Source organism: Nocardia vermiculata NBRC 100427 (assembly GCF_001613265.1).
Taxonomy (GTDB): domain Bacteria; phylum Actinomycetota; class Actinomycetes; order Mycobacteriales; family Mycobacteriaceae; genus Nocardia; species Nocardia vermiculata.
On record NZ_BDCA01000008.1, the window covers coordinates 61,869 to 86,566 of the forward strand.

The window sequence follows — 24,698 nt, forward strand, 5'->3', positions numbered from 1 at the left end:
GCGCCGCGACCGATATCCTGGAGACAGTGCTCGGAAGGCCGGGCACCGGGCCGCAGACGGACGGCACGGGTGGTCTACGCGAACCTGGTGGTGATGCTGGTGGTAGGCGTCGCACTGCTGGCCGGTGGGTGCGCGAGCATATCCGAGCGCACCGACCCGGCGCCCGCCACCTCCACCCCGCGGCAACTCGAGGCGGCCCCCGCACCCGACCCTGCCACGCCCGAAGGGGTGGCGGTTGCGGCGTTGCGGGAGATCTTCACCTGGTATCCGGCCACCGAGACCCAGGGTGCTTCCCTGTCGCGGGCACGGAAGTGGCTGGGTCCCAGTCTGCTTCGCACACTCGACGCACCGGCGGGTGCGCAGACTCCGAATCCGACGCTGCGGTGGGCGCAGTGGGGACGTACGGGGGTGCACGTGGAAGCGTTCACCTTCGCTTCGGGGGAGAAGGCTCCACATACCGGCGGCTCCGGTCCGCAGCAGTTCAAGATCGGCATCGAGCAGACGGCCGTCCATCCGGACGGTACCCGCGATGCACTGCCACCCACGACGGTGATCGCCACCGTCGTCAGCACCCCGGACGGCTGGCGGCTCGATGGATTTCGCTGAGCCGTATCCGCACGACCGGTCACCTCAGGAGGCGAGATGGCGAAAAAGGTGAAGGACCCGGCCGATCCGGGACCCGACCTCTCCACGTGGATGATCTTCATCGGTTTCGGCGTGGTCGGAACCCTGTGGATCGCATTGCATCTCGGCAACAAGTTGTCGACCGATCCACAGGACGTGCCGCTCAATCCGATCGCGTGTATCGCCAAGATCGCACGGGGGCAACTGGACTGGCCGCGCCCCTCGACGGTGATCGTGCTGCTGGTCGTGCTGGTGACCGTCGGCATCGTGCTCGTGCGCCGGGAGTTGAAGAAACGCAAGGGCCGCGGGGTACTGCCCATCGACGCCCGCGCCCAGCACATGGGGTCCGGCGGATCGATCGCGGCGCTGACCGAGGCCGGTGTGCGGAGCAAGGCAGAACAGTTGGGGGTGCGGCTCGGATACGAGGATTCTCCCGGAGTGCCGATCGGAGTCGGGGTGGTCGACGGCACCATGCTCTTCGGCTCCTACGAAGATCTGCACCTCGACATCTGGGGGCCGCGCCAGGGCAAGACGACCTCCCGGGTGATTCCGGCGATTTTGTCGGCGGTCGGGCCGGTTCTGGTCACTTCCAACAAGCGCGACGTCGTCGACGCAACGCGAGATGTGCGGGAGGGCAAGGGCTCGCGGGCGTACGTGTTCGACCCGCAGGGGGTGGCGGGAGAACAGCACGCCACCTGGTACTGGGACCCGCTCGGGTGGGTGGATGCCCGGCGCGAGGGATGCGAGATGCGTGCGGCCCGGCTGGCGGGACACTTCGCCGATGCCGACGACGGTGGTGAGGGTACCCCGGACAGCTACTTCGACCCGGAAGCCGAGGACCTGCTGGCGGCGCTGTTCCTCGCCGCCGCCGTGGCGGACCGTCCCATCACCCAGGTATGGGAGTGGGTCACCGATCCGAGTAACAACGAACCGGTGCAGATGCTGCGCGCGGTCGGTCATCACCTCGTGGCATCCGGTCTGGCCCAGCAGTACAACACCGCCGAACGCGTTCGTGACAGCATCTTCGGTACCGCCAAGAAGATGGTGCGGTGTCTGAAGCTGTCGAATGTGCACCAGTGGGTCACCCCGGGCGGTGACCGCCACCAGTTCGACGAATGGGATTTCCTGGACCGGAATTCGACCCTGTACTGCCTGTCGCTCGAGGGACGCGGCTCGGCCGGGCCACTGGTCAGCGCATTGACCGAGGCGGTCGTCGATGTGGCGATGCGCAAGGCCACCCATCAGTACCTGGGCCGGCTCGATATTCCGCTGCTGGCCGTGCTCGACGAGGCGGCCAACATCGTGCGCTGGAAGGATCTGCCCAAGCAGTACAGCCACTTCGGCTCGCGCGGCATCGTGGTGATGACGGTGCTGCAGTCGTGGGCGCAGGGCGTGCGCTGCTGGGGGTTGCCCGGTATGGAGGCGCTCTGGGCGGCGGCCAACATCAAGGTGCTGGGGCCCGGAATCGACGATATGGGCTTCCTCGCCGCCCGCTCCGAGGTCATCGGTGAATTCGATTCGGTGTCGTCCTCGGTATCGGAATCCAAGGGCGGTAAGAGTTATTCGCGGTCGCTGGGCTCCTCGCGCACACTCACCGCGAACGCCCTGGCGACCTTGCCCCGGGGACGCGCGGTGGTGTTCTCCTCCGGATCGCCGGCGGTGCTGGTGCGGACCGTTCCGTGGTGGGAGGGGGAGTACGCTGCCGAGGTGCGCAAGTCGATCGAGCGGCATGATCCGCAGCGCCGCACCACGATCGGTGATCTGGTGGGCGACCGCGGCGCGTTCGATCGTGACGAGACGCCCGGGCATCCGCCCACGACGTACGGACAGCCGGAGGAGGTTCGCCCGCTGTGAACGACCAGCCCCAGTCTCAGCAAGGCATGATCTATGCGAATGTGGCCGAGTTCGTGGAGAACTACCTGAGTTTGGTCTACCGGCGCCAGGTCAGCGATCTCACGGACACGGTGTGGTGTCCGGAGTGGTGGAAGCATGCCGAGGCAGCCATGCGGCTCGAGGCCCTGTGGCGTGCCTGGGAGTATCTGCGCCAGGATGCCGAGACAGGTATGAGTGTGTGGTTCCTGGACCACGCGGATCCGCATATGGCCCGGCTGTTCGACCCACGGGGACCGTTCAAATACTGCAGTGTTCGCAACGGCCACAAGGATATGCTCGCGCCGCTGCCGCTGACCCCGCCCGATCAGGGCCTGTTCGCCACCCCCGACCCGCGCCGGGCCGGGACCCGCAACGGGTGACTCCGAAACGATTGTGCCGCCGTCCCGGAAGGGACGGCGGCACAATCGTTTCGGAGTGCTTCTTCAGCGGCGGCCGCGCTCGCGCTCGCGCTCACGTTCGCGCTCACGCATCCGATCGTGATGCTCGCGGGCGCGAGTGACGTGCGGCGGCACCTCCGGACGGGTGCGGACCGCAGCCTGCGGTGGTTGTGCCTGGCTGACATCCATGAGCATGCGCACCGCCGCGACGTCCGGCGCCACACCGACGCGGGACAGATGTGCGGCCAGCGCCTGGCGCCGTTCGGGCGAGTCGTACCGGCTGGTTTCCCGCTCGCGGGTCTGCTGCCGCTCGACGGTGCGGGTGGTGCGGGTGCGCACGAGATTGTCCGAACGGTCGAGCGAGATACCCCGTTCCAGGGCGGGCCGGTCGATCATGCGGGTCAGTTCGAGATTGCGTGGATCCTTCGCCTTGGCCTCGCGAGCCTCCCGCAGCATCCGCTCGCGGGTGTCCTTGACGCGTTCCTGGGTGACTTTGACCCGCGCTTCGGCCTCGCGTTGGCCGCGTTCGCGAGTGCGCAGCGCGACCAGGGTCGCGAGTTGCAACATTTGTCTCATCAAAGCCGCTGTTTCGCGGCCGATGTCGTCGAGTTCCTCGGCCATTGCCTGCTCCCCGATGTTGCAGTAAAGAACTAGGGACGATGGTGGTACTGCCTATCGCACCGCGTGCGGTGAACCGACGTTCCACGCGGATCGCATTCCGAGATTACCAGTGCAACGCAGGGCATCCTAACGTCGACACCGACGATGACCCACGCCCGCCGGGACGACGGGCGTGGGGCCGGTCAGCTCAGTTGCATCGAGCGGACGGTGACGCCGTCCTTCGGTTTGCCGTCGCCGGTCGACGGATCGACGAGACCGTCCTCGGCTACGGCGTCCAGGGTCTTCAGACCAGGATCGTCGATGGTGCCGAAAATCGTGTACTGCGGCGGCAACTGGGAGTCGCCGTAGACCAGGAAGAACTGGCTGCCGTTGGTGCCGGGGCCGCCGTTGGCCATCGCCACGACGCCACGGTCGTACCGCACCGGGGCCTTCTGCGCGGCCGGGTCGCCGGGCGCGAATTGGTCGGTCGGATATTCGTTGTCGAAGATGTAGCCGGGTCCGCCGGTGCCCTCACCGGTCGGATCACCACACTGCAGCACCTTCAGAGTGTCGCCGGTGGTGAGGCGATGACACGGTGTGTCGTCGTAGAACTTCTGCTGCACCAGGCTGACGAAATTGTTGACCGTGCAGGGGGATTTGCCGGCCTCGAGGGTGATGCCGATCGGCCCCTTGCTGGTATCGAGCTGCACCTTCGGGGATTCTGTGGTCGAGACCTCGGTCTGCTCCGGCTTGTGCACCGGTTTGGCCGCCTGCGGTGGGGAATCGGTGTAGGAGCAGCTCACGGTCGCCGGCTTCGGCGTGGCCTGCGGGGGTGGCGCGGCCTGCGGGGTGGACGACAGTGAGGCATCCGGTGTGTTCCCGGTGTCCTCGCCGCGGGTCAGGTAGTAGATGCCGACGCCGGCGGCGACGACCACGACCACACCGAGCGCCGATCCGGCGATCGCCAGCTGCTTACGCTTGCGTGCGCGCTCCGCCTGTCGGGCCAGCCGGCGTTCCAGCTTGCGTTTGGCCGCCGCTCGTCGCTGTTCGTTGGTCGGCACTACCCGGTCCTCCCGTGTCGGTTGCGTATCGGCATAAGAGTGTGCCATCACTTCCTGAGACGACCCCTAACTTCCCCGGGGAATCGGTACAATCGCCCAGCTCGGCAGGGCGGAGTGCAAACCGGTTGGACTTGCCGCGGGCGGGTGGGGGAAACTGATTCATTGTGACCAAGACCAGCAGCTTCACTGCCCCGAAAGGGATTCCCGATTACGTGCCGCCGGGCTCGGCGGAGTTCGTCGCCGTTCGAGACGGCCTGGTGCGTGCCGCGCGCCTGGCGGGGTACGGGCATGTGGAGCTGCCGATCTTCGAGGACACCGGCTTGTTCGCACGGGGGGTGGGCGAATCCACCGATGTGGTCAGCAAGGAGATGTACAGCTTCGCCGACCGCGGGGATCGCAGCGTGACTCTGCGGCCCGAGGGCACTGCCGGTGTGATGCGCGCGGTCATCGAACACGGCCTCGATCGCGGCCAGTTGCCCGCCAAACTGGTCTATTCGGGCCCCTTCTTCCGGTACGAGCGTCCCCAGGCCGGTCGATACCGACAGTTGCAGCAGGTCGGAGTGGAGGCCATCGGAGTCGACGATCCCGCGCTGGACGCCGAGGTCATCGCGATCGCCGACGCCGGGTTCCGGTCCCTCGGACTGGACGGTTTCCGGCTCGAGATCACCTCGCTCGGAGATGACACCTGCCGCCCGCAGTACCGCGAGCTGCTGCAGGAATTCCTGTTCGCGTTGCCGCTGGACGAGGACACCCGCCGCCGTGCCGAGATCAATCCGCTGCGGGTACTCGACGACAAGCGCAAGGAGGTTCGGGCCCTGACCGCCGATGCGCCACTGATGCTCGATCACCTCTCGGATTCGGCGAAGACACACTTCGAGCAGGTGCTCGGTCACCTCGATGCACTCGGAGTGCCGTACGTCGTGAACCCGCGCATGGTGCGTGGCTTGGACTACTACACCAAGACCACCTTCGAATTCGTGCACGACGGCCTGGGTGCGCAGTCGGGTATCGGTGGTGGCGGCCGGTACGACGGGCTGATGGCTCAGCTGGGCGGGCAGGCGCTGTCCGGTATCGGCTTCGGACTCGGCGTGGACCGCACCATGCTCGCCCTGCAGGCGGAAGGAAAGACGGCCGGCGACCCGGCCCGGGTCGACGTCTTCGGGGTGCCGATGGGGGAGGCCGCCATGGCGAAGCTGGTAGTGGTGGCCGCGCAACTGCGTGCCTCGGGGGTGCGGGTCGACCTCGCCTACGGTGGCCGCGGCGTCAAGGGCGCGATGAAGGCCGCCGATCGCTCCGGTGCGGCCTTCGCGCTGGTGCTCGGTGACCGCGACCTGGCCGACGAGCAGATCGGCCTGAAGGAGCTCGGAAGCGGCGAGCAGCGGCAGATCGCACTCGCAGAGGTCGTGTCGGAGGTTTCGGCCGCACTCGCGGCGCGCCGGTAGACAGGGCGCCGGAGATGTCTGATTCGTCGGCGCCGCAGCCGATCGGGCTGGATCTGGTCGCCCCGGAGCTGTACGCGCCGATGCTGCGCCGTCTCGCCTGGGCCGCGATCGCTGCCGGTGTGCTCGTCGGAGTGGTGGTTGCCCTGGTGGTCGGTGTGCGCGTGGGCGTGGCGATCGGCTGCGTTCTCGGTGTGCCCACCGCCGCCTATGCGCTGCTGGCGCGCCGGCGGCGGTTGTGGCTGACCGGAACCGTGCTCGAGGCCCGCACCGCCGTGCGCACGCGCCGGCTCGATATCGCCGCGGCGACCGGGGTCGAAATTCTGGTATTTCCGGGGCGGCTGAGCCGGATCGCACTGCGTGTGACCGCCGGTGGACGCCGGCAGGTCGTACCCCTGGCCATGTACACCGACGCCGGTGGCGGCCGTGAGCTGCATATTCTCGGGTTGCGGCGGCTGGCCGACGCGCTGTCGGTGGTGGACTCGGCGGCGGCGCTGTCGGTGTCCGGTCTGCTGGTCGGGCAGTTGCGTGCGGAGGCGCGCGATGCGGGACTGACGGAGCGGCCGCTGTACCGTGCGGTGCGATTGATCCGGACTCGTGAAGGCATTCAACCGGTCCGGCTCACCGATGCCGATATCGCGGCGCTGGCTACCGCGGATCCCGGGGCCACGGATACGGCCGACGGATCCGAAGATCCGCAATGATCGCCGACAGATGTGCCCGAAACCGTTGTCGCGCAAGGTGATACGCCCGATATGCGGCTTTTCCGGCGCCCGTGCGGGCGTACTTCTGTCTCCTTGCTCACGGTCGTCGTTCCCCGGCGGTGCGGATCTATAGGGTTGGGGCACCGAAGCCGACCGCTCGGGTACTCGTGAGCAAGGAGTTGTCGTGAGCACTACCGCCACCGCGCCCGTCACTGTCACCGTCACCGGCGCCGCGGGTCAGATCGCCTACGGATTGCTGTTCCGGATCGCCTCGGGTGCCATGCTCGGTCCCCGGACGCCCGTGCGGCTGCGGTTGCTGGAAATTCCGGCGGCGGTAGGTGCGGTCGAGGGGGTGGCGATGGAACTCGACGACGGGGCGTTTCCGCTACTGGAATCGATCGACATCAGTGACGACCCGTGGATCGGATTCGACGGCACCTCGATCGCCGTACTCGTCGGTGCCCGTCCGCGCAGTGCCGGAATGGAACGATCGGATCTGCTGGCGGCCAACGGGCCGATCTTCACCGACCAGGGCAGTGCGATCAACGCCAATGCCGCCGACGACGTGAAGGTCCTGGTGGTGGGGAATCCGGCCAATACCAATGCCTTCATCGCGATGAGCAACGCCCCGGACGTGCCTGCCGCGCGGTTCACCGCACTGACCAGGCTCGATCACAACCGCGCGATCGCCCAGGTCGCCGCCCGCGCCGACGTTCCGGCGGCATCGATCAGCAGGATGACGGTCTGGGGCAATCATTCCGCCACCCAGTACCCCGATATCGGTCACGCGCTGATCGGTGAGCGGGCGGCCGCCGACGTGATCGCGGACCCGGAGTGGGTCCGCGAGAGCTTCATCCCGACCGTCCAGCAGCGTGGCAGCGCGATCATCGCCGCCCGCGGCGCATCCTCTGCGGCCAGTGCGGCGAGCGCGGCCATCGACCACATCCACGACTGGGTGCGCGGCACGCCGTCCGGAGACTGGGTATCGATGGCGGTCCCCTCCCGCGGCCACTACGGGGTCCCCGAGGGGCTGATCAGTTCGTTCCCGGTCACCTGTGCGGACGGCGAATACACGGTCGTCCCCGGACTCGACATCGATGAGTTCTCGCGCGCACGCATCGATCTCAGCGTCGCCGAGCTGGCGGCCGAGCGCGATGCGGTGATCGAACTCGGCTTCGCCAAGCGCGGCTGACGCGCCCTCGCATCGGTGGGCACCGTGGTCGCCCGGCAACTTCGTGGAACATGATTCGGGCGGTCGGCAGGCGATCCCGTGACCGAACCGGTATCCGAACGATCGTGGGTTTGACGCTTTCGTGTCTGGAAATACTGGTGGGCGCGGCGAACACTGAGGATCGCAAGTCTTCAAGGATCGGAGACGTTCGAACGAAGGATTCCGCCATGCACACCATGAAGTTCCGTAAAGCAGCAGCCGCCGGCGCCATCGCAGTGGCCCTCGGGGCTGTCATCGCCCCCGCAGCCTCCGCCGCGACCCCATCCGGCACCGCTCCGACCGCGAGCGACGTCACCGGTTCCGTCGCGATCTGCATCCCCTTGGGCAGTGTTGTGTTCTGCATTTGAGCCGGTGCTACCGCACGTAGGTTCGCCGCGGGGCGGCGAACCTACGTGGTTGTCGGCAGGGGTGTCTGCGGCGGATGATGCCCGCCATCGACCACATCCGCCGGCGTTGCCGCTCACACCTTGGAGATGACGTTCTCCGCGTACTTCTCCATATGCGCGATCTTGTCGGCGAGCGGTTCGGTGTCCTCGCCCGCGACGTACGGATAGCGGAATCCGACGATCACGTCGGTGATGCCCTTGTCTTCGAGGCGTTTGATGCCGTCGACGGTGTAGGCGTCCATGGAGGCGGCGTGAATCTCGAACGGTGTGGATGCGTCACGTTCGGAGCGCAGTTCGTCGAGCCGGGCCAGCATTCGATCGAGTTCCTCCGGGGGTCCACCGGCGTGCATCCAGCCGTCACACAGCCGGACCGCGCGACGCAGGGCCGGATCACTGTGACCGCCGACGAGGATCGGGAGCCGCTCGGTCGCACCGGGAGTGATCTTGATCTTCGGGATGTCGTAGAACTCGCCGTGGTACTCGAAGTATTCGCCCCGGGACAGCCCACGGACGATCTCGATGCATTCGTCCATCCGCTTACCGCGCCGCTCGAACGGCACGCCCAGGATCTCGAAATCCTCGGGCCACGGGCTGATTCCCACTCCGAGCGAGAAGCGGTTGCCGCTCAGATAGGCCAGCGACGCAGCCTGTTTGGCCACCAGAACCGGAGGACGGATAGGAAGCTTGACCACGAACGGGGTGAAGCGCAGGGTCGTGGTGGCCGCGGCGAGTGCGGCGGAGAGCACGAATGCCTCGATGAACGGTTTGCCGTCGAGGAACTCTCGATTGCCGTCCGGCGTGTAGGGGTAGGTCGAATCGGATTCCGCCGGGTAGGCGACGCTGTCGGCGATGGACATGCTGTGGAATCCGGCGGCCTCCGCGGCTTGCGCCAACGGAACGTAGTGCGCCGGATCGGTCATCGCCTCCGCGTAGGTGAAACGCATCGGTGGTCCTCTCGGGTGTGGCCGATATGTGACTAGAGCAGGTTCTGTGAAGTAGAACAGATTCTAGTGTGGCCGTGATACTAGCCCCATAAATGGTGCGCTGTCCCGGATTCGTTCACTGAATGGACGCAGGAACACGTTCTAGTATCTGCTGCGGTGTCTGGTCCGGACGCGGGCGCGGGGGCCCGGAATGCCGGAACGCCCGGCGGATGTTCCGCCGGGCGTTCGAGCGGCTCGGACGCACCGCGTGGTCAGAGCTGGTCGTTCTCGTAATCGTTGATGATCTCGTCGTTGTGGGTCTGGCCGATGACCTCGGGGGCCGACTCGCCCAGCGGGCCGGTGAGATCGTTGTTGCCGGTCAGTCCCTGGTAGTTCTCCACGGTGCGGCCGCGTTCCTCGTCGGCATTGCGCTGGCCGGCGGCGCCGGGGGCGTGTCCGCCCATGAACCCGGACCCGGGGGTCCCGGCTCCCGGAGTGCCGGGCATACCGGGGCCGAACGGCATCCCCGGGATCGCGCCGGGACGCACTCCCGGCAGCGAGGAACCGACACCGGGCTTGCCCGGGGTCGCGCCACCGGACGACGAGGCGCCCCCGCCGCTGAGCATGCCGCCGAGACCGCCGGCCGGGCCGCCTCCGCCGCCGGTCATGGAACCGGGCGCGCCACCCCCGAACGAGCTGGCGTGAGTGGATGTCGCACCACCGAGGCCGGTACCGGCGAGTCCGTCCAGGCCGGCGGCCTGGGTATCGGCGCCCGAGAGCAGCCCCTGGGCCTGCTGCATGATCGGCTGGCCGATGCTTTCGGCCACCTGCTGTGCGGTGTTCGCGGCCTGTGGACCGTTGGCTCCGACGAGCTGCTGCACGACATTGCTCAATTGCCCGGTATAGCCGCCCAATTCGCCACGCGTGGCGTTGACGATTGTGACTGCCTCGCCCAGATGCTCGGTCGCGGTGGCGATCAATGTGGCCTGCGCGGGCGGAGTCATGATGACCGGTGCCAGTGCGGACGCCTGGGTCGCGAACGACTGCGCGACCTGAGTGAGGAGCACATTGCCGCGCTGGACGACCGCCGCTGCCTCATCGGTGAGCTTCGAGATGTCGAACCCGCGTTGACTGGCGTCCTGTCCGTGTGCCTGATTCTGCTGCCCGGTCGCCTGCGCGGTGTCGGCGGCCTGGCCCTGCCAGCTCGTGCCGACCGACTGCATCGCGCCCATGGCGGTCTGCATGGCGGTCTGGATCAGCTGGGAGGACTGGCTGAGCAGGTCGGCCGGATTGAGCGCGCCCATCACTCCCGTCCCGAAGCTCGACAGGAGGTCGCGGAAGGGCTGGAACAAGGCGTCCAGGCCGGGGACGCCCGGGATCGCCGTCCCGTTCATCAGCGCGGCGACCGGGTCGGCGGGTAATTCCGGCAGGGTGGGCATATTCGCGGTCAGGGCGGAGGTGATCGGCGCCGCGGCCTGCTGTACCGCGCCGGCTGCACCGCCGAGCGCGGCCGGCGCCTGATTCAGCGCCGCGTGAGCATTGCCGATGGCGTCCTGGGCGCCGGGGATACCACCGAGAACCCCCGCTGCCTGGTCCAATGCACCGTGTCCGGCGTCCAGTGCCGGCTGCGCGGCGCCGCCCAGCAGTGCGCTGCTCGCATCGGCGTCGTCGGGCACGCCGTGGCCGCCGCCGGGGAGATGTGGTGCGCCGGGTGCGGGGTTGCCGTCGTCGTCGAATTCCCGGCGCGAGGTTGCGAACTCCGGCGCCTGCGCGGGAGGGGTGTCGGCGGGCAACTGTGGCAGCGCGAGATCGGTGAGTGGACCCTGCTGCGTCGCCGCATCCAGTGCCGGTTCCGCAGTGGTCGCCGGTGCGACCGGGGACACCGGAGAGGCGGAAGCGGGCGGGGCGGCGGGGGCGGCGATGACACCGTCGTCGGTTCCCGGGCCGATGGTGTGCACGGATCAGCCCCCGATTCCGTTGCCGATGGCCCCGAGTACACCCGAGGCCGCGCTGTCGGTGTCACCGAGCACCGCCACGGTCCCGAATGCCGACTGGCCCAGGTGGTTACATTTCGCCGACAGATCGTTCACGTCGCTGCAGTGCAATGCCTGCGCCGCGGCGAACATGGCGAGGTAGTCCGCGCCGATGAGCCCGAATACCGGAGTCATCGCGGCCACATGGGTTGCGCTGTCCATGTTCGCGGCCCCCGCGATTTCGGCGGCAACGCCCTGCTGTGCTGTTCCGAATGCGGTGAGTGCGCCGTTGTCGGCGGTCAGATCGGCCATCTGAATTCTTCCCCCCAATCTGCTGTGTTCCACGGTCGTGCACGCCTTGCGATCGGGTGACCGAAGGCCTGGCAGGCCTCAATATAGCGGACCGTCCCGGCGCAATTCGAGTCCGACAAACAAGAACGTGTTGCAAATTAGAACGTGTTCTATATGCTCGTCGCATGAAGGTGGCAGTCACCGGCGCAGCCGGTTTCCTCGGCACGAATCTGCTTCGTGAACTGGTAGAGCGCGGTCACGAGGTGACCGCTGTCGACAGGGTGCGCCCGTCGGCCGCTGCGGCACCGGGGGTGAACTGGGTCAGTGGTGATGTGCTCGATCCGGCCTCGATGCGTTCGGCATTGGAAGGAGCCGAGGTCGTTTATCACCTCGTCGCCGTGATCACCCTGGAGCAGCGCAACGACCTGGCCTGGCGGGTGAACACCGAGGGCGTACGGGTGGTCGCCGAGGCGGCGCTCGCGGTCGGCGCCCGGCGCATGGTGCACGCCAGCTCGGTGCATGCGTTCGACCAGTACTCCTGTGGTGGCCGGATCGACGAGAACACCTCGCGTTCCGTCGACCCCGATATACCGGTTTACGATCGCTCCAAATATCAGGGCGAACTGGAGTTGCGCTCGGTGATCGAGCGCGGCCTCGACGCCGTGATCTGCAACCCCACCGGTGTGTACGGTCCGGTCGACCACTCCGATTCGCGCATCAACACCACATTGCGCGATGCGGCGCGCGGCCGGGTGCCGGTGATGATCGGTGGCGGCTTCGACCTGGTGGACGTGCGTGACGTCGCGATCGGCCTGATCCTGGCCGGTGAACACGGGCGTACCGGTGAGAACTACCTGCTGTCCGGATCGATGATCACGATGCTCGAGGCCACCCGGCTGGCTGCGGAGGCCAACGGCAAACGTGGACCGCTGTTCGCGATTCCGGCGAAGGTGATCTCCGGCGCGATGCCGGTGCTGGAGCCGGTCGGGAAGATGCTGGGCAGCGACCGCGTATCGCGCGCTGCGATGGGAGCACTGCTGGCCGCCCCCGAAATCGACGGATCCAAGGCCCGCACCGAACTGGGGTACCAGCCGCGGCCGACCGCGGAGACGGTTCGCGATCTGGTGGCGTTCTACAACGGGGAGCCGCTGCGCAGCGCGACCGGTAGCACCGTCTGAGCTCGAATGCGGGTGCCGTAATGGGATCTGCATCACATCGGAGTACTGTGCGTCAGTAGGGGTGATCCACCGCACCGGCCGGCCGCCACCCGGCCGGCCGGTGCGGTGGATCCGCCCCCGGGGAGGCGGGCCGTCAGCGGCCGAATCTCGTTGTGCCGTATGCCTGCCGGGTTGTTCGTTATACCTGTTGTCCGGCGGGGCGCGGAGTAACTTGGCGTGTGGTACCTCATCCCTACGAGGAAGTGATGCAGGCGCATGGTGTCGAAGCAGGGCACGGCCGGGCACACCGGCAGTGAGAAACTGGAGAAGGTCGTCATCCGCTTCGCCGGGGATTCCGGTGACGGGATGCAGCTGACCGGGGATCGATTCACTCACGAGGCGGCCGCTTTCGGCAACGACCTCGCCACTCAACCGAACTTTCCGGCCGAGATCCGCGCCCCACAGGGCACCTTACCCGGGGTCTCGTCGTTTCAGATTCAGATCGCCGACTACGACATTCTGACCGCGGGCGATCAGCCCGACGTTCTGGTCGCGATGAATCCGGCCGCGCTCAAGGCGAATATCGATGATCTGGCTCGCGGCGCGACAGTGATCGTCAACACCGACGAATTCACCAAACGCACACTGGCGAAGGTCGGTTACGACCGCGACCCGCTCACCGACGACAGTCTGGGCGATTTCGTCGTGCACCGGGTGCCCATGACATCGCTGACGCTGGCCGCCACCGAACCCGCCGGAGTGGGCAAGAAGGACGGCCAGCGCGCGAAGAACATGTTCGCGCTGGGGCTGTTGTCGTGGATGTACGGGCGGCCCATCGGCGGTACCGAGGCCTTCATGCGGGAGAAGTTCGCCGCCACGCCGGAAATCGGTGAGGCGAACGTACTCGCCTTCCGCGCCGGGTGGAACTACGGCGAAACGACCGAAACATTCGCCGTCACATACGAAGTGGCGCCCGCGGCGTTGCCGCCGGGGACATATCGGCAGATCACCGGCAATACCGCCCTCGCCTACGGCGTGATCACGGCCGGGCAATTGTCGGGGCTGGAAGTCTTCCTCGGCACCTATCCGATCACGCCCGCCTCGGACATCCTGCACGAACTGAGTAAACACAAACGGTTCGGGATCACCACCTTCCAGGCCGAGGACGAGATCGCCGGAATCGGAGCGGCCCTGGGTGCCTCGATCGGCGGAGCGCTCGGGGTCACCAGTACTTCCGGCCCCGGCCTGGCACTCAAGAGTGAGACCATCGGGCTGGCCGTGATGACCGAGCTCCCGCTGCTGATCATCGATGTGCAGCGCGGCGGACCGTCGACCGGTCTGCCGACCAAAACCGAGCAGGCCGACCTGCTGCAGGCGCTCTACGGTCGCAACGGCGAATCGCCGGTAGCGGTGCTGGCGCCGCGGTCACCTGCCGATTGCTTCACGACCGCTGTCGAGGCGGCGCGAATCGCGCTCACGTACCGGACACCGGTACTGCTGTTGTCGGACGGGTCGATCGCCAACGGCTCCGAGCCCTGGTCGATTCCACGGGTCGGCGACCTCGAACCGATCGATCCGGGATTCGAGGCTCCCGTCGAACAGGCTGCGTCGGATGCGTCACCGTTTCTTCCCTACGCCCGCGATCCGGAGACTCTCGCACGGCCGCTGGCCCGGCCGGGGACCGCGGGTCTCGCGCATCGCATCGGCGGGCTGGAGAAGGCCGACGGTACCGGCAACATCTCCTACGATCCGGCCAATCACGAACTCATGGTCCGGCTGCGTCAGGCCAAGATCGACGGCATCACGGTGCCCGATCTCGAGGTGGACGATCCCGACGGCACCGCCGAACTGCTGCTCATCGGATGGGGAAGTTCCTACGGACCGATCGGCGAGGCGTGCCGGCGCGCGCGCCGCCGCGGTGTCGCGGTCGCCCAGGCACATCTGCGCCATCTCAGTCCGCTGCCCGCGAATACCGGTGCGGTGCTGGGCCGTTACCGGCGAGTGGTGGCACCGGAGATGAACGGCGGCCAGCTGGCGATGCTGCTGCGCGCGAAGTATCTGGTCGATGTACAACCGTGGACGAAGGTGGCCGGTACGGCGTTCTCCGCCCAGGAACTCGTCGGCGTGATCGACGCCGCATTGGACGGATCCGTCGGCGAGCTGGAGCAGCACAAGGCTTTCGACGCCCGTGCCCGGGCGACCTACCGCACGACAGGGGGACACCGATGACCATCATCGACACATCACTGGTCGGAGCCGACCTCGGGCTCACCGGCGTGTCCGGGGTGCCGGGCGCCGAGGGCCCCCAGAAGGCCAAGGACTTCACCTCCGATCAGGAGGTGCGCTGGTGCCCGGGATGTGGTGACTACGTCATCCTCGCCACGGTGCGCGGATTCCTCGCCGAGCTCGGACTGCGGCGGGAGAATCTGATGTTCGTCTCCGGAATCGGCTGCTCGAGCCGGTTCCCGTACTACCTCGACGCCTACGGCATCCATTCCATCCACGGCCGCGCGCCGGCCATCGCCACCGGTCTGGCGGTCACCCGGCCGGATCTGTCGGTGTGGGTGGTGACCGGTGACGGGGACGCGCTCTCGATCGGCGGCAATCACCTCGTGCACGCGTTGCGCCGTAACGTCAACATGACGATCCTGCTGTTCAACAACCGGATCTACGGGCTCACCAAGGGGCAGTACTCGCCGACGTCGGAGCTGGGCAAGGTCACCAAGTCCACTCCGGTCGGATCGGTCGATCACCCGTTCAACACGCTGTCGGTGGCCCTGGGTGCGGAGGCGAGTTTCGCTGCGCGCGCGCTGGATTCCGACCGCGCCGGGCTCACCGAGGTGCTGCGCGCGGCGGCCGAGCACCGCGGCACCTCGTTCGTGGAGATCCTGCAGGACTGCCCGATCTTCAACGACGGCTCGTTCGATGCACTGCGCCGCGACAATGCGGAGTCACACCTGATCCGGTTGCGCCACGGCGAGCCGATCAGATTCGGTGCCGACGGTGAATACGCGGTGGTACGAGACGGTTTCGGGCTTGCGGTGGCCGCCACCGACGCGGTGGCCGCCGACGACATCGTGGTGCACGATGCGCAGTGCGAGCGATCCGAATACGCCTACGCGCTGTCCCGGTTGACCTCACACGACCTGTCTCACGTTCCGATCGGCATCTTCCGCGACGTGACCCGTCCCACCTACGACGACGGTGTCCGGGCGCAAACCGAGGCCGCCGCGCGGAGCGCACCGGTGGGCCCGGATGCCTTGCAACACCTGCTCGACGGTAAGGACACCTGGACGGTCGGCTGATCGCACTCCGGCGCCGGCCGCACGGGCCGGCGCCGGGCTCGGTGCGATGATCGTCGTGCCGCTGGTCGCCGCGCGGAGTCAGCGGTCGGCGTCGAAGGCGTCCACCAGCTTCTTGCGCAGCGCGTCGAAGCGTTGACGACCGTCCTTCTGCGCGTCGTTCAGACCGTCGGTGCCGCCCGGGGAGTACACCACCAGGTGCACGTCCTGATCGGGCGATTCACCGAGCACGTCCAGCAGAGTGGAGCCGCCGTTGCCGTTGCCGGGCATACCCAGATCCACCTCGGCGAGATCCTTCGCCGCCGCCGTCGCCTTCCGCACCGTGTCGAGCGGGACGTGGCCCTTGCGCTGCTCGGGTTTCCGGTCGGCAGGCCGCTTCGGATCGGCGGCATCCGGACTGTGTACCGCATGTCCGTCGGAGTAGACCAGCAGTGTGGGCTCGGATCCGGCACCGGCTTGTTCCCCACCGCGAATCGTCGTCAGCGCCACCACCAGGGTCGGAACGGGCTCATCAGCGACGGAGGGTACCGCGGCGCCGAAGAGTGCCACCGCACAGGACAGTCCGGCCACGACACCGCGCGCGCCCCGCACCCGCCGTCGCGCGCCGCCGAATTGCCGTCTCGCACCGTGAGGTCCCCACATGCTGCCCACTCCCGTCCTCGTTCCCGTTCTCCGATACCGCATTACCGCCGACCATTGTGGACCGCGGTGTCAGCGCAGCGCCGCGGGACGGTCCAGATCGGTGGCGGAGAACGTGTCGCACGCTCGGACCTGCCCGGTCCGGTAACCGGTCAGGAACCACTGCGTGCGCTGGCTCGACGAGCCGTGAGTCCAGCCCTCCGGATTCACCCGGCCGGTGGATGCCTGCTGGATCCGGTCGTCGCCGACCGCCTCCGCCGCGGACAGGGCATCGCTGATGTCGGCGTCGCTCAGCGGCGCGAGCAGGGGCGCGCTTCCGCCGGGGGCGGGAGTCTTGTCCGCATAACTGGCCCACAGCCCGGCGTAGCAGTCGGCCTGCAGCTCGAGCCGCACCGAACCGGACTCCGGCCCCTTCGGGTCGCGCTGCGCCCGGCCGCTGTCACCGAGCAGGTTCTGGATGTGATGACCGAATTCGTGTGCCACGACATACTCTTCGGCGAGTGGTCCGCCCGACGCGCCGAACTTGTCCCGAAGTTCCTGGAAGAAGCCGGTGTCGAAGTACGCGGTCCGGTCGGCCGGGCAGTAGAAGGGGCCCACCGCGCTGGTCGCGCTGCCGCAGCCGGTGTTCACCGATCCGGTGAACAGCGTCACCGGCGGCTCGGTGTACCGGGTGCGGGTCTGGCGTTGGAGCACACTGCCCCATACCCCGTCCAGGCTCTGCGAGGTGAGCACGACCCGGCACTGCGGATACCGGTTGGCGTCGGTGTTGATCTTGCACATCGAGGTATCGACGGCGCCCTGGGTGCCCGAGGTCTCTCCGCCGAGCAGATTGCCGGGATTGACCCCGAACAGGAGTGCGAGTACCAGCACGATCAGGCCGCCCCCGCCGCCGAGGGCGAGTTTGGGGCCCATGCCGCCGCTCGACACGCGGCTCGGATCGATGTCCGTGCCTTCGTTGAAGGTCATCGTCGCTGCTCCTGTGAACTCGAGTGAAGCCGTTCCGGGCTCGCCGGCCGGAACAGCTTGTACAGCTTGACATGAGCCGCGGCCGGTCGAACCGCGGAAGTCGGTGCGGCGCGCTCGCATGCGGCCGGGACGGATATCGGTTTCCGTCCGGGCATCGCCTCTCATTACCATGGGAGCGCACCTGGTCGTCCCGGCCGGGAGCATCGTGTCGTCGAAAGGATTCCCGTGCTGCGCACCCACTTGGCTGGTTCGCTGCGAAGCGAGCACGCCGGCCTGACCGTCACCCTGACCGGCTGGGTGGCCCGGCGGCGAGACCACGGTGGGGTGATCTTCATCGATCTGCGCGATGCGTCGGGCGTCGCGCAGGTCGTCTTCCGCGAGGGCGAGCCGGCCGAGCAGGCGCACAAACTGCGTGCGGAATACTGCGTCCAGGTCACCGGCGTGGTCGAGGGGCGCCCGGAGGGCAGTGCGAACCCGAACCTGCCGACCGGAGCCGTCGAGGTGAACGTCTCCGAACTGGTCGTTCTCAACGAGGCCGCGCCGTTGCCGTTCCAGCTCGACGAGCAGCCCGGCGAAGAGGCCCGGCTCAAGTACCGGTATCTGGACCTGCGCCGCGAGGGTCCTGCGCACGCCCTGCGGCTGCGCTCGAAGGTGAACGCCGCGGCGCGCGAGGTGCTCGACCAGCATGCCTTCGTCGAGGTGGAGACGCCCACGATGACTCGGTCCACCCCCGAAGGCGCGCGCGACTTCCTGGTGCCGGCCCGGTTGCAGCCCGGAAACTTCTACGCCCTGCCGCAGAGCCCGCAGTTGTTCAAGCAGCTGCTCATGGTCTCCGGTGTGGAGCGCTACTACCAGATCGCACGGTGCTACCGCGACGAGGACTTCCGCGCCGACCGCCAGCCGGAGTTCACTCAGCTCGACCTCGAGATGAGCTTCGTGACGCAGGAGGATGTGATCCTGCTGGCCGAGGACATTCTGGCCGCACTTTGGAAGCTGGTCGGGTACCGGATCCCCACCCCGATTCCGCACCTCACCTACGCCGAGGCGATGCGCCGCTACGGCAGCGACAAACCCGACCTGCGGTTCGGTATCGAAATCACCGAGTGCGCCGAGTATTTCAAGGACACTCCGTTCCGGGTCTTCCAGGCACCGTATGTCGGTGCCGTCGTGATGCCAGGGGGCGCGAGCCAGCCGCGGCGCCAGCTCGACGCCTGGCAGGAGTGGGCCAAACAGCGCGGTGCCAAGGGGTTGGCCTACATCCTGATCAACGAGGACGGTACCCTCGGCGGCCCGGTCGCCAAGAATTTGTCCGATGCCGAACGCGAAGGCCTGGCCGCACATGTCGGCGCCGCGCCGGGGGACTGCGTGTTCTTCGGTGCCGGTGAGGTGAAATCGAGCCGTGCGCTGCTGGGCGCCGCGCGTGGCGAGATCGCGCGCAAGTGCGGCCTGATCGACGACGACGCCTGGGCGTTCGTCTGGATCGTCGACGCCCCGATGTTCGAACCGGCGGCCGACGCCACCGCCAGCGGGGATGTGGCGCTGGGGCATTCGGCCTGGACCGCGGTGCATCACGCGTTCACCTCGCCGAAGCCGGAATCGGAGGACACCTTCGACACCGATCCGGGCTCCGCGCTGGCCTACGCCTACGACATCGTGTGCAACGGCAACGAGATCGGTGGCGGCAGTATCCGTATCCATCGCCGCGATGTGCAGGAGCGGGTATTCAAGGTGATGGGCATCAGCCACGACGAGGCGCAGGAGAAGTTCGGCTTCCTGCTGGATGCCTTCGCCTACGGTGCCCCGCCGCACGGCGGTATCGCCTTCGGCTGGGACCGTATCACCGCGCTGCTGGCCGGTGTGGAGTCGATCCGCGAGGTCATCGCCTTCCCGAAGTCCGGTGGTGGGGTGGACCCGCTGACCGACGCGCCCGCGCCGATCACGCCGCAGCAGCGTAAGGAAGCCGGGCTGGACGTGAAGCTCGACGAGAACGGCAAGCCGATTTCGCAGCGCGCCTGAGACCGCACCGGCGGCGGACATCCGGCTCGTACGGGTGTGGTTGCCGCCGCCGGTGGCGGTGTCCGGCTAATCTGCAGAGCGCCGGACCCGGCCGGGCCGGACGCTTGCCGAGAAACAGGGGGCCGGATTGCTGCACCTTCGGGTGATCTGCCCACCGGAATCGACGGATGCCGCCGTGACGGCGCTGCGGTCCTATCCGGGGGCCACGCTCATCACCGTCGACAGCGGCGCCGCCGTCGAACCACCGGGTGACCTGGTCCAGGCCGATATCGCCCGGGAGTCGGCCAACGATGTGCTGGAGGGGTTGTCCGGTCTCGGCATCCGTGATTACGGCGGAATCATGCTGTCCCCGGTGGAAACGGTGCTGTCGACACCGGCCGATCGCGCGGTCGAGGCGGCCCCGGGGGATCCGCAGGACGCGATCGTCTGGGCGGAACTGCTGAGCCAGACTCATGAGGAGTCCACCCTCAATCCCACTTTCCTGGCGTTCATCACCATCGCGTGCCTGCTGGCGGTGGTGGGCGTGGTCACCGACTCTCCGGTGACCGTGGTCGGCGCGATGGTGGTCGGTCCGGAATTCGGTCCGCTGGCGGCGGTCGCGGTCGCGGCGGTGCGCGCGGATTTCGGGCTCGCTCGGCGCTCGGCGCTGGCGCTGCTGGCCGGTTTCCCGGTGGCCATGGGGATCGCGACGCTGGCCTGCCTCGTCTGGGAGCGGTTCGGCTGGATCACGCTCGACCGGTTCCAGTCGCTGCACAATGTGGATTTCATCTACCAGGTCGGACCGTTTTCCCTGGTGGTGGCACTACTGGCCGGCGCAGCGGGCATGTTGTCGCTGGTGACGGCGAAATCGGCAGCGCTGGTCGGGGTGTTCATCTCGGTGACCACGATCCCGGCGGCCGGTTTCGCGGTGGTGGCGGCAACCGTCGGCGAGTGGCACAAAGCGTTCATGTCCATCGGGCAGCTCGGGCTCAATATGGCCGGCATCGTGACCGCCGGGATCATCGTGCTCTGGTTGCGGCCCGAGCAGCGGCATGCGCTCGGGCCGCCCCGCAGATCGAATGCGCTGTCGCGCTGGTGGTTCGGAGTCGGGAGAGGGGAGTAGCCGGTGGGTCAGGCGACGAGCCGGCCGGTCAGCACCCGGTAGGAGTAGGTGACGGCCATCGCGGTGAGCGGGCCCACCGCCAACAGCCCGATCCCGCACAGTGCGGTGGCGACGAGCGTGGCGCCCGCGACGGTCAGCGCCAGCAGCAGGGTCGGGGCGAAATTCGAGACCACCAGCTGCACACTCGATTTGATGGCCGTGAACGGGTCCAGATCCTGGTCGATCACGAAGTGCAGCGAGAACATGCACAGGTAGCCGACGATCAGTGCCGGAAGCACGCACAGTGCGGTCCCGATGCATACCGCGACGAAGACCAGTAGCGCGGTGATCAACACGTTGCCGGCATTGACGAAACCGAAGAACGACCCGAAATCCGGTGGCGTACCGTCGGCTTCGTAGAGGGCACCGCGAATCATCGCGGCCTGCAGCAGCCACACGATCACCGCGGCGACGAGCGCGGTGAGCAACACCGGGCCCATCGAATTCATCCCGGTGACATTGACGACGACGGTCACCAGTAGATAGGCGACGAAGCCGACGAGGGTGATCGCGACCCACGGAACCCAGTTGGCGCGGAAGTGTTCCCAGCCGAAGCCGAGTGCGCGTCCGACCTCCAGCCCGGGCGGGAGTGGGGCGCCCGGCGCGGCGCCGTACCCGGGCGCGGCGCCGTATTCCGGTGGTGCGCCGTATTCCGGTGGCATCGGCTCCTGTGGCGGTCCTCCGGGATACGGTGTGCCCCAGTTCTGATCGGTCCCGGGCGGCGGATACGAGCCCGGTGGCCCGTAGGTCGGGCCGGTTGTGCCCTGCGGCCCGGGCTGAGCGTAGATCGGACCGGGCGGCGGCTGTGTGGCCGGCGGCCCGTAGCCCGGCCCCGGGCCGCCCGGCGGCGGAGTCGGGGGTACGCCTGTGGGCGGTGCGACCGGGGGGATCCCGGCGGCCGGTGCCCCGGCCGGGGCGGCACCCGGAGGTGCTGACACGCCCGGTACCTGCGAATACTCCGGTGGTCCGGCGGGAGCGGGTGGTGCGGGTGCGTAGTGTTCGCCGCGAGCGGTCCCGGGGGGTACGGGTCCGTCCGTAACGTGCCCGGATCGGCTCTCCGGTCGCCGTTCACCACCTTCGCCGGTGTCGCCGGGTGCGGACTGCGGGGAGTCGGTCATCGTCGGACCTTTCGAATCACCTGGGTTCTGGTGCGCCACACTGCAGTTGAGATCACGACACAACCCGACGGGGCCGGGCGTGTCAAGCGAGCGGCCGCGTTGCCCGACCGGACGCTGCGCTCCGGCCGCCGGTGAGCGTAGTGAGCATCTCGTTTCGGCAGTGCACACCCGGCCGGGACACGCCGGGCAACGCGCGAAAGGTTGCCGAACCGGTCGCTGAAAGTGACCTGAAGCGGGTAACTTGGGATGCGATGACCGCACTATTGGCCGAACGCGCCGCCGAAGTCGTGGCCGCGGCACAACACTTGCTGACCAAGCGAATGGGTGCTGCGGTGAAGCTGAGCGACCCGATCGAACTCAGCGGTAGTGGGAGAACGACGGTGCTGCGCGTCCGCGTGGCAGAGAACTCCTTCTCCCTTCCCCGCACCCTGATCGTCAAGCAGGTCCGCGGCGCGGCGGAGGACCGCCGTATCGGCGGTCTGGCGCCCGGTGTGGCGAGTATCGACTCGGCATTCCTGCGTGAGGCGGTGTCGTATCAGTTCACCACCGCGCTGAGCAGCGAGCACCGGCCCGGTGCCTACCTGCTCGCCCACAGCCTGCCGGACCGGTTGCTCATTCTCAGCGATCTGGGCGAGAACATGTCGCTCACATCGGTGCTGCAGACCGGTGTCGAACCGGCGACCCGGAATTCGCAGATGGCGTTCGCGCAGGCGCTGGGCCGGATGCATGGGGCGACCGTGGGCCGGGAAGCGGACTTCGTCGCGCTGCTGCGGCGGGTGGAGGTCGGGCATCGCGTCGACGGCATCGCACAGCAGGCCGAGGCGGCGATCGGTGAGGTACCGAGGATGCTGGCCCGCGAGCTCGCCATCGAGGTCCCGGGTGAGATCGCCGAGCGCATCGTGCGCGGGAACCGGCTGTTCTCCGGGGGCCGTTTCCGGGCGTTCAGTCCGTCGGACCTGTGCCCGGACAATGTGATCCTCAACGACGAAGGCGCCCGGTTCCTGGACTACGAGTGGGGCGGCTACCGCGACGCGACGCTGGACATCGCCTACGCACTGGTCTCGTTCCCCGGTTGCCTGTGTGATTTCGAGCTGTCCCGGGAGCGGGCACAGCAGATGGTCGAGGCGTGGCGTTCCGAGGTGGTGGGAGTGTGGCCCGCGCTGGCCGACGACGACCTGCTGGCCGAGCGCATCCTCGAGGCCCGGTTGATCTGGGTGTGGTTGTCCACCTACTGGTTCCTGCCCGCCGACCACACCCGGATCGCCGCCGCACGCGAACACGGTTTGTCGGTGCCACGCTCGGCTGCGCTGATCAATCGCTGGGCCGCGCTGGCGGAGGATGCGCGTTGTGCCGGCGACGACAATCTCGGCGACTTCGCCGAACATGTGTCGGCGACGCTCGAGGAGCTCTGGTCCGGCTAGCCCGGGTCCACCGCACCTCGGTGTCGGTGCGGATGGGTACCGTCGAAGCGTGAGTGAAGGCTTGTTCGAGGCACCGGAGGTGGACGAACCGTCCGGGGAATCGGCAGCGCTCCCGCAGGCGGGCAGCATGTCACCGCTGGCGGTTCGTATGCGTCCCGCGAGCCTGGACGAGGTCATGGGGCAGCAGCATCTGCTCGGTCCCGGGTCGCCGTTGCGCCGGTTGATCGAAGGGTCCGGCGCGGCCTCGGTACTGCTCTACGGCCCGCCGGGCACCGGGAAGACCACCCTCGCCGCGCTCATTTCGCAGGCCACCGGTCGCCGGTTCGAGGCGTTGTCGGCATTGTCGGCCGGTGTCAAGGAGGTGCGCGCGGTCATCGACCTGGCGCGGCGCCGCCTGCTGGTGGGGGAGCAGACCGTGCTGTTCATCGACGAGGTACACCGGTTTTCCAAGACCCAGCAGGACGCATTGCTGGCCGCGGTCGAGAACCGGGTGGTGCTGCTGGTCGGGGCGACGACGGAGAATCCGTCGTTCTCGGTGGTATCGCCGTTGCTGTCGCGGTCGCTGGTGCTGCAACTGAAGTCGCTGTCGGATACCGATGTTCGTGCGGTACTGCGCCGGGCGATCGACGACGAGCGCGGCCTGAACGGCCGGTACACGGTCACCGATGCGGCACTCGATCACATCGTGCGGATCGCAGGTGGGGATGCCCGCCGGTCACTGACGGCGCTGGAGGCGTCCGCGGAGTCGTCGCTGGACGGCACCGTCGATGTGGATCTGGTGGAGGCCAGCGTCGACAAGGCCGCGGTGCGCTACGACCGCGCCGGAGATCAGCACTACGACGTGATCAGTGCCTTCATCAAATCGCTGCGTGGTTCCGACGTCGACGCGGCACTGCACTACCTGGCGCGCATGATCAGCGCCGGTGAGGATCCACGCTTCATCGCGCGGCGGCTGATGATCCAGGCCTCCGAGGACGTCGGCATGGCCGACCCCACCGCACTGCAGACCGCCGTCGCCGCGGCCCAGGTGGTGCAGCTGGTCGGTATGCCGGAGGCACAACTGGCGCTCACCCACGCCACCATCCATATCGCCACCGCGCCGAAGTCCGGCGCGGTCCCCGCCGCCATCGGCGCCGCGCTGAGCGACATCTCCGCCGGCAAGGCCGGTGCCGTCCCGCCGCATCTGCGCGACGGGCACTATGCGGGCGCGGCCAAGCTCGGGAACGCGCAAGGCTACCGGTATCCGCACGACCATCCGGACGGGGTGCTGACACAGCAGTATCCGCCCGACGAATTGACCGGCACCGACTACTACACGCCCACCGACCACGGTTACGAACGCGAAGTGGGCCCGCGGGTGACCAAATTGCGTCGCATCGTCCGCGGACGCTGAATGCCGCGGAACACACGCCCGACCGCTGAAAACCGGGTGGACT

The 24,698-nt window shown here is 67.9% G+C and carries 22 protein-coding genes; 14 read left to right on the forward strand and 8 right to left on the reverse strand.

What is annotated here, in order from left to right:
* The first annotated feature begins 69 nt into the window (after positions 1 to 69).
* The 3 genes from NV2_RS12175 to NV2_RS12185 are packed head-to-tail and all read left to right on the forward strand — an operon-like array spanning position 70 to position 2,876.
* A complete protein-coding gene (locus tag NV2_RS12175) occupies positions 70 to 606 on the forward strand; it encodes a hypothetical protein (RefSeq protein ID WP_245662565.1) in 537 nt (178 codons plus the stop codon).
* A gap of 36 nt (positions 607 to 642) precedes the next feature.
* Positions 643 to 2,478, forward strand: a complete 1,836-nt coding sequence (locus tag NV2_RS12180; protein WP_067872128.1) for a type IV secretory system conjugative DNA transfer family protein — start codon at positions 643 to 645, stop codon at positions 2,476 to 2,478.
* Complete coding sequence (locus NV2_RS12185) at positions 2,475 to 2,876, forward strand: DUF4913 domain-containing protein (protein WP_245662566.1); 402 nt, start codon at positions 2,475 to 2,477, stop codon at positions 2,874 to 2,876. The genes NV2_RS12180 and NV2_RS12185 overlap by 4 nt, the downstream gene beginning before the upstream one ends.
* A gap of 63 nt (positions 2,877 to 2,939) precedes the next feature.
* On the opposite strand, the gene NV2_RS12190 is transcribed toward NV2_RS12185, so the two are convergent.
* Both NV2_RS12190 and NV2_RS12195 read right to left on the reverse strand, forming a co-directional pair.
* Entirely contained in the window at positions 2,940 to 3,515 is a 576-nt protein-coding gene (locus tag NV2_RS12190; RefSeq protein ID WP_067872133.1) for a hypothetical protein, read from the reverse strand.
* A gap of 182 nt (positions 3,516 to 3,697) precedes the next feature.
* Positions 3,698 to 4,555, reverse strand: coding sequence for a peptidylprolyl isomerase (locus NV2_RS12195; protein WP_067872136.1), 858 nt, complete (start codon positions 4,553 to 4,555; stop codon positions 3,698 to 3,700).
* Between the two features lie 164 nt (positions 4,556 to 4,719).
* On the opposite strand from NV2_RS12195, the gene hisS reads away from it, so the two are divergent.
* From hisS to NV2_RS12215, 4 genes are all read left to right on the forward strand, one after another.
* Complete coding sequence (hisS, locus tag NV2_RS12200) at positions 4,720 to 5,997, forward strand: histidine--tRNA ligase (protein WP_067872139.1); 1,278 nt, start codon at positions 4,720 to 4,722, stop codon at positions 5,995 to 5,997.
* Between the two features lie 14 nt (positions 5,998 to 6,011).
* Positions 6,012 to 6,698: a hypothetical protein gene (locus NV2_RS12205; RefSeq protein ID WP_067872142.1), complete on the forward strand. Its 687-nt coding sequence runs from the start codon at positions 6,012 to 6,014 to the stop codon at positions 6,696 to 6,698.
* A gap of 184 nt (positions 6,699 to 6,882) precedes the next feature.
* The gene (locus NV2_RS12210; RefSeq protein ID WP_067872145.1) at positions 6,883 to 7,890 is read left to right on the forward strand and encodes a malate dehydrogenase; all 1,008 of its coding nucleotides are present in this window, start codon (positions 6,883 to 6,885) and stop codon (positions 7,888 to 7,890) included.
* Between the two features lie 206 nt (positions 7,891 to 8,096).
* Positions 8,097 to 8,276 (forward strand): hypothetical protein, encoded by a 180-nt coding sequence (locus tag NV2_RS12215; RefSeq protein ID WP_067872148.1) that lies wholly within the window; start codon positions 8,097 to 8,099, stop codon positions 8,274 to 8,276.
* A gap of 113 nt (positions 8,277 to 8,389) precedes the next feature.
* Here the strand turns inward: NV2_RS12215 and NV2_RS12220 are convergent, their stop codons facing one another.
* The 3 genes from NV2_RS12220 to NV2_RS12230 all read right to left on the reverse strand — a co-directional run bounded on the left by NV2_RS12220 (position 8,390) and on the right by NV2_RS12230 (position 11,523).
* On the reverse strand, positions 8,390 to 9,259 hold the full coding sequence (locus tag NV2_RS12220) for a TIGR03619 family F420-dependent LLM class oxidoreductase (protein WP_067872151.1): 870 nt from the start codon (positions 9,257 to 9,259) through the stop codon (positions 8,390 to 8,392).
* 251 nt (positions 9,260 to 9,510) lie between these two features.
* A complete protein-coding gene (locus tag NV2_RS12225; protein ID WP_067872154.1) occupies positions 9,511 to 11,196 on the reverse strand; it encodes a hypothetical protein in 1,686 nt (561 codons plus the stop codon).
* Between the two features lie 3 nt (positions 11,197 to 11,199).
* The gene (locus NV2_RS12230; protein WP_067872157.1) at positions 11,200 to 11,523 is read right to left on the reverse strand and encodes a type VII secretion target; all 324 of its coding nucleotides are present in this window, start codon (positions 11,521 to 11,523) and stop codon (positions 11,200 to 11,202) included.
* A gap of 164 nt (positions 11,524 to 11,687) precedes the next feature.
* Between NV2_RS12230 and NV2_RS12235 the strand changes: the two genes are divergently transcribed.
* The 3 genes from NV2_RS12235 (at position 11,688) to NV2_RS12245 (ending at position 15,964) form a co-directional block, all read left to right on the forward strand.
* The gene (locus NV2_RS12235; RefSeq protein ID WP_067872160.1) at positions 11,688 to 12,680 is read left to right on the forward strand and encodes an NAD-dependent epimerase/dehydratase family protein; all 993 of its coding nucleotides are present in this window, start codon (positions 11,688 to 11,690) and stop codon (positions 12,678 to 12,680) included.
* A gap of 255 nt (positions 12,681 to 12,935) precedes the next feature.
* Positions 12,936 to 14,888 carry a 2-oxoacid:acceptor oxidoreductase subunit alpha gene (locus tag NV2_RS12240; protein WP_067872162.1) on the forward strand — a complete coding sequence of 651 codons (1,953 nt, stop codon included), beginning with the start codon at positions 12,936 to 12,938 and terminating at the stop codon, positions 14,886 to 14,888.
* On the forward strand, positions 14,885 to 15,964 hold the full coding sequence (locus NV2_RS12245; protein WP_067872165.1) for a 2-oxoacid:ferredoxin oxidoreductase subunit beta: 1,080 nt from the start codon (positions 14,885 to 14,887) through the stop codon (positions 15,962 to 15,964). Before NV2_RS12240 ends, NV2_RS12245 begins: the two co-directional genes overlap by 4 nt.
* 78 nt (positions 15,965 to 16,042) lie before the next feature.
* On the opposite strand, the gene NV2_RS12250 is transcribed toward NV2_RS12245, so the two are convergent.
* Both NV2_RS12250 and ypfJ read right to left on the reverse strand, forming a co-directional pair.
* Positions 16,043 to 16,510, reverse strand: coding sequence for a hypothetical protein (locus NV2_RS12250; RefSeq protein WP_157102870.1), 468 nt, complete (start codon positions 16,508 to 16,510; stop codon positions 16,043 to 16,045).
* Between the two features lie 162 nt (positions 16,511 to 16,672).
* Complete coding sequence (gene ypfJ / locus NV2_RS12255) at positions 16,673 to 17,566, reverse strand: KPN_02809 family neutral zinc metallopeptidase (RefSeq protein WP_067872171.1); 894 nt, start codon at positions 17,564 to 17,566, stop codon at positions 16,673 to 16,675.
* A gap of 225 nt (positions 17,567 to 17,791) precedes the next feature.
* Here ypfJ and aspS point away from each other — a divergent pair, with 225 nt between their 5' ends.
* Positions 17,792 to 19,582, forward strand: a complete 1,791-nt coding sequence (aspS, locus tag NV2_RS12260; protein WP_067872174.1) for an aspartate--tRNA ligase — start codon at positions 17,792 to 17,794, stop codon at positions 19,580 to 19,582.
* A 127-nt stretch (positions 19,583 to 19,709) separates the two neighbouring features.
* Complete coding sequence (locus NV2_RS12265; RefSeq protein ID WP_067872177.1) at positions 19,710 to 20,684, forward strand: DUF389 domain-containing protein; 975 nt, start codon at positions 19,710 to 19,712, stop codon at positions 20,682 to 20,684.
* Between the two features lie 8 nt (positions 20,685 to 20,692).
* On the opposite strand, the gene NV2_RS32220 is transcribed toward NV2_RS12265, so the two are convergent.
* The gene (locus NV2_RS32220; RefSeq protein ID WP_245662577.1) at positions 20,693 to 21,385 is read right to left on the reverse strand and encodes a DUF2189 domain-containing protein; all 693 of its coding nucleotides are present in this window, start codon (positions 21,383 to 21,385) and stop codon (positions 20,693 to 20,695) included.
* A 707-nt stretch (positions 21,386 to 22,092) separates the two neighbouring features.
* On the opposite strand from NV2_RS32220, the gene NV2_RS12275 reads away from it, so the two are divergent.
* Entirely contained in the window at positions 22,093 to 23,262 is a 1,170-nt protein-coding gene (locus tag NV2_RS12275) for a phosphotransferase family protein (RefSeq protein ID WP_067872180.1), read from the forward strand.
* Between the two features lie 49 nt (positions 23,263 to 23,311).
* On the forward strand, positions 23,312 to 24,655 hold the full coding sequence (locus tag NV2_RS12280; protein WP_067872183.1) for a replication-associated recombination protein A: 1,344 nt from the start codon (positions 23,312 to 23,314) through the stop codon (positions 24,653 to 24,655).
* The last annotated feature ends 43 nt before the right edge of the window (positions 24,656 to 24,698 follow it).

Excerpts from the sequence above, each read along its gene's own strand:
- NV2_RS12275 (WP_067872180.1), top strand. The coding sequence starts at position 22,093 with ATGACCGCACTATTGGCCGAACGCGCCGCCGAAGTCGTGGCCGCGGCA.
- ypfJ (WP_067872171.1), bottom strand. The coding sequence starts at position 17,566 with ATGACCTTCAACGAAGGCACGGACATCGATCCGAGCCGCGTGTCGAGC.
- NV2_RS12190 (WP_067872133.1), bottom strand. The coding sequence starts at position 3,515 with ATGGCCGAGGAACTCGACGACATCGGCCGCGAAACAGCGGCTTTGATG.
- NV2_RS12220 (WP_067872151.1), bottom strand. The coding sequence starts at position 9,259 with ATGCGTTTCACCTACGCGGAGGCGATGACCGATCCGGCGCACTACGTT.
- NV2_RS12180 (WP_067872128.1), top strand. The coding sequence starts at position 643 with ATGGCGAAAAAGGTGAAGGACCCGGCCGATCCGGGACCCGACCTCTCC.
- NV2_RS12215 (WP_067872148.1), top strand. The coding sequence starts at position 8,097 with ATGCACACCATGAAGTTCCGTAAAGCAGCAGCCGCCGGCGCCATCGCA.
- NV2_RS12205 (WP_067872142.1), top strand. The coding sequence starts at position 6,012 with ATGTCTGATTCGTCGGCGCCGCAGCCGATCGGGCTGGATCTGGTCGCC.
- NV2_RS12245 (WP_067872165.1), top strand. The coding sequence starts at position 14,885 with ATGACCATCATCGACACATCACTGGTCGGAGCCGACCTCGGGCTCACC.
- NV2_RS12240 (WP_067872162.1), top strand. The coding sequence starts at position 12,936 with ATGGTGTCGAAGCAGGGCACGGCCGGGCACACCGGCAGTGAGAAACTG.
- NV2_RS12230 (WP_067872157.1), bottom strand. The coding sequence starts at position 11,523 with ATGGCCGATCTGACCGCCGACAACGGCGCACTCACCGCATTCGGAACA.
- NV2_RS32220 (WP_245662577.1), bottom strand. The coding sequence starts at position 21,385 with ATGCCACCGGAATACGGCGCACCACCGGAATACGGCGCCGCGCCCGGG.
- NV2_RS12235 (WP_067872160.1), top strand. The coding sequence starts at position 11,688 with ATGAAGGTGGCAGTCACCGGCGCAGCCGGTTTCCTCGGCACGAATCTG.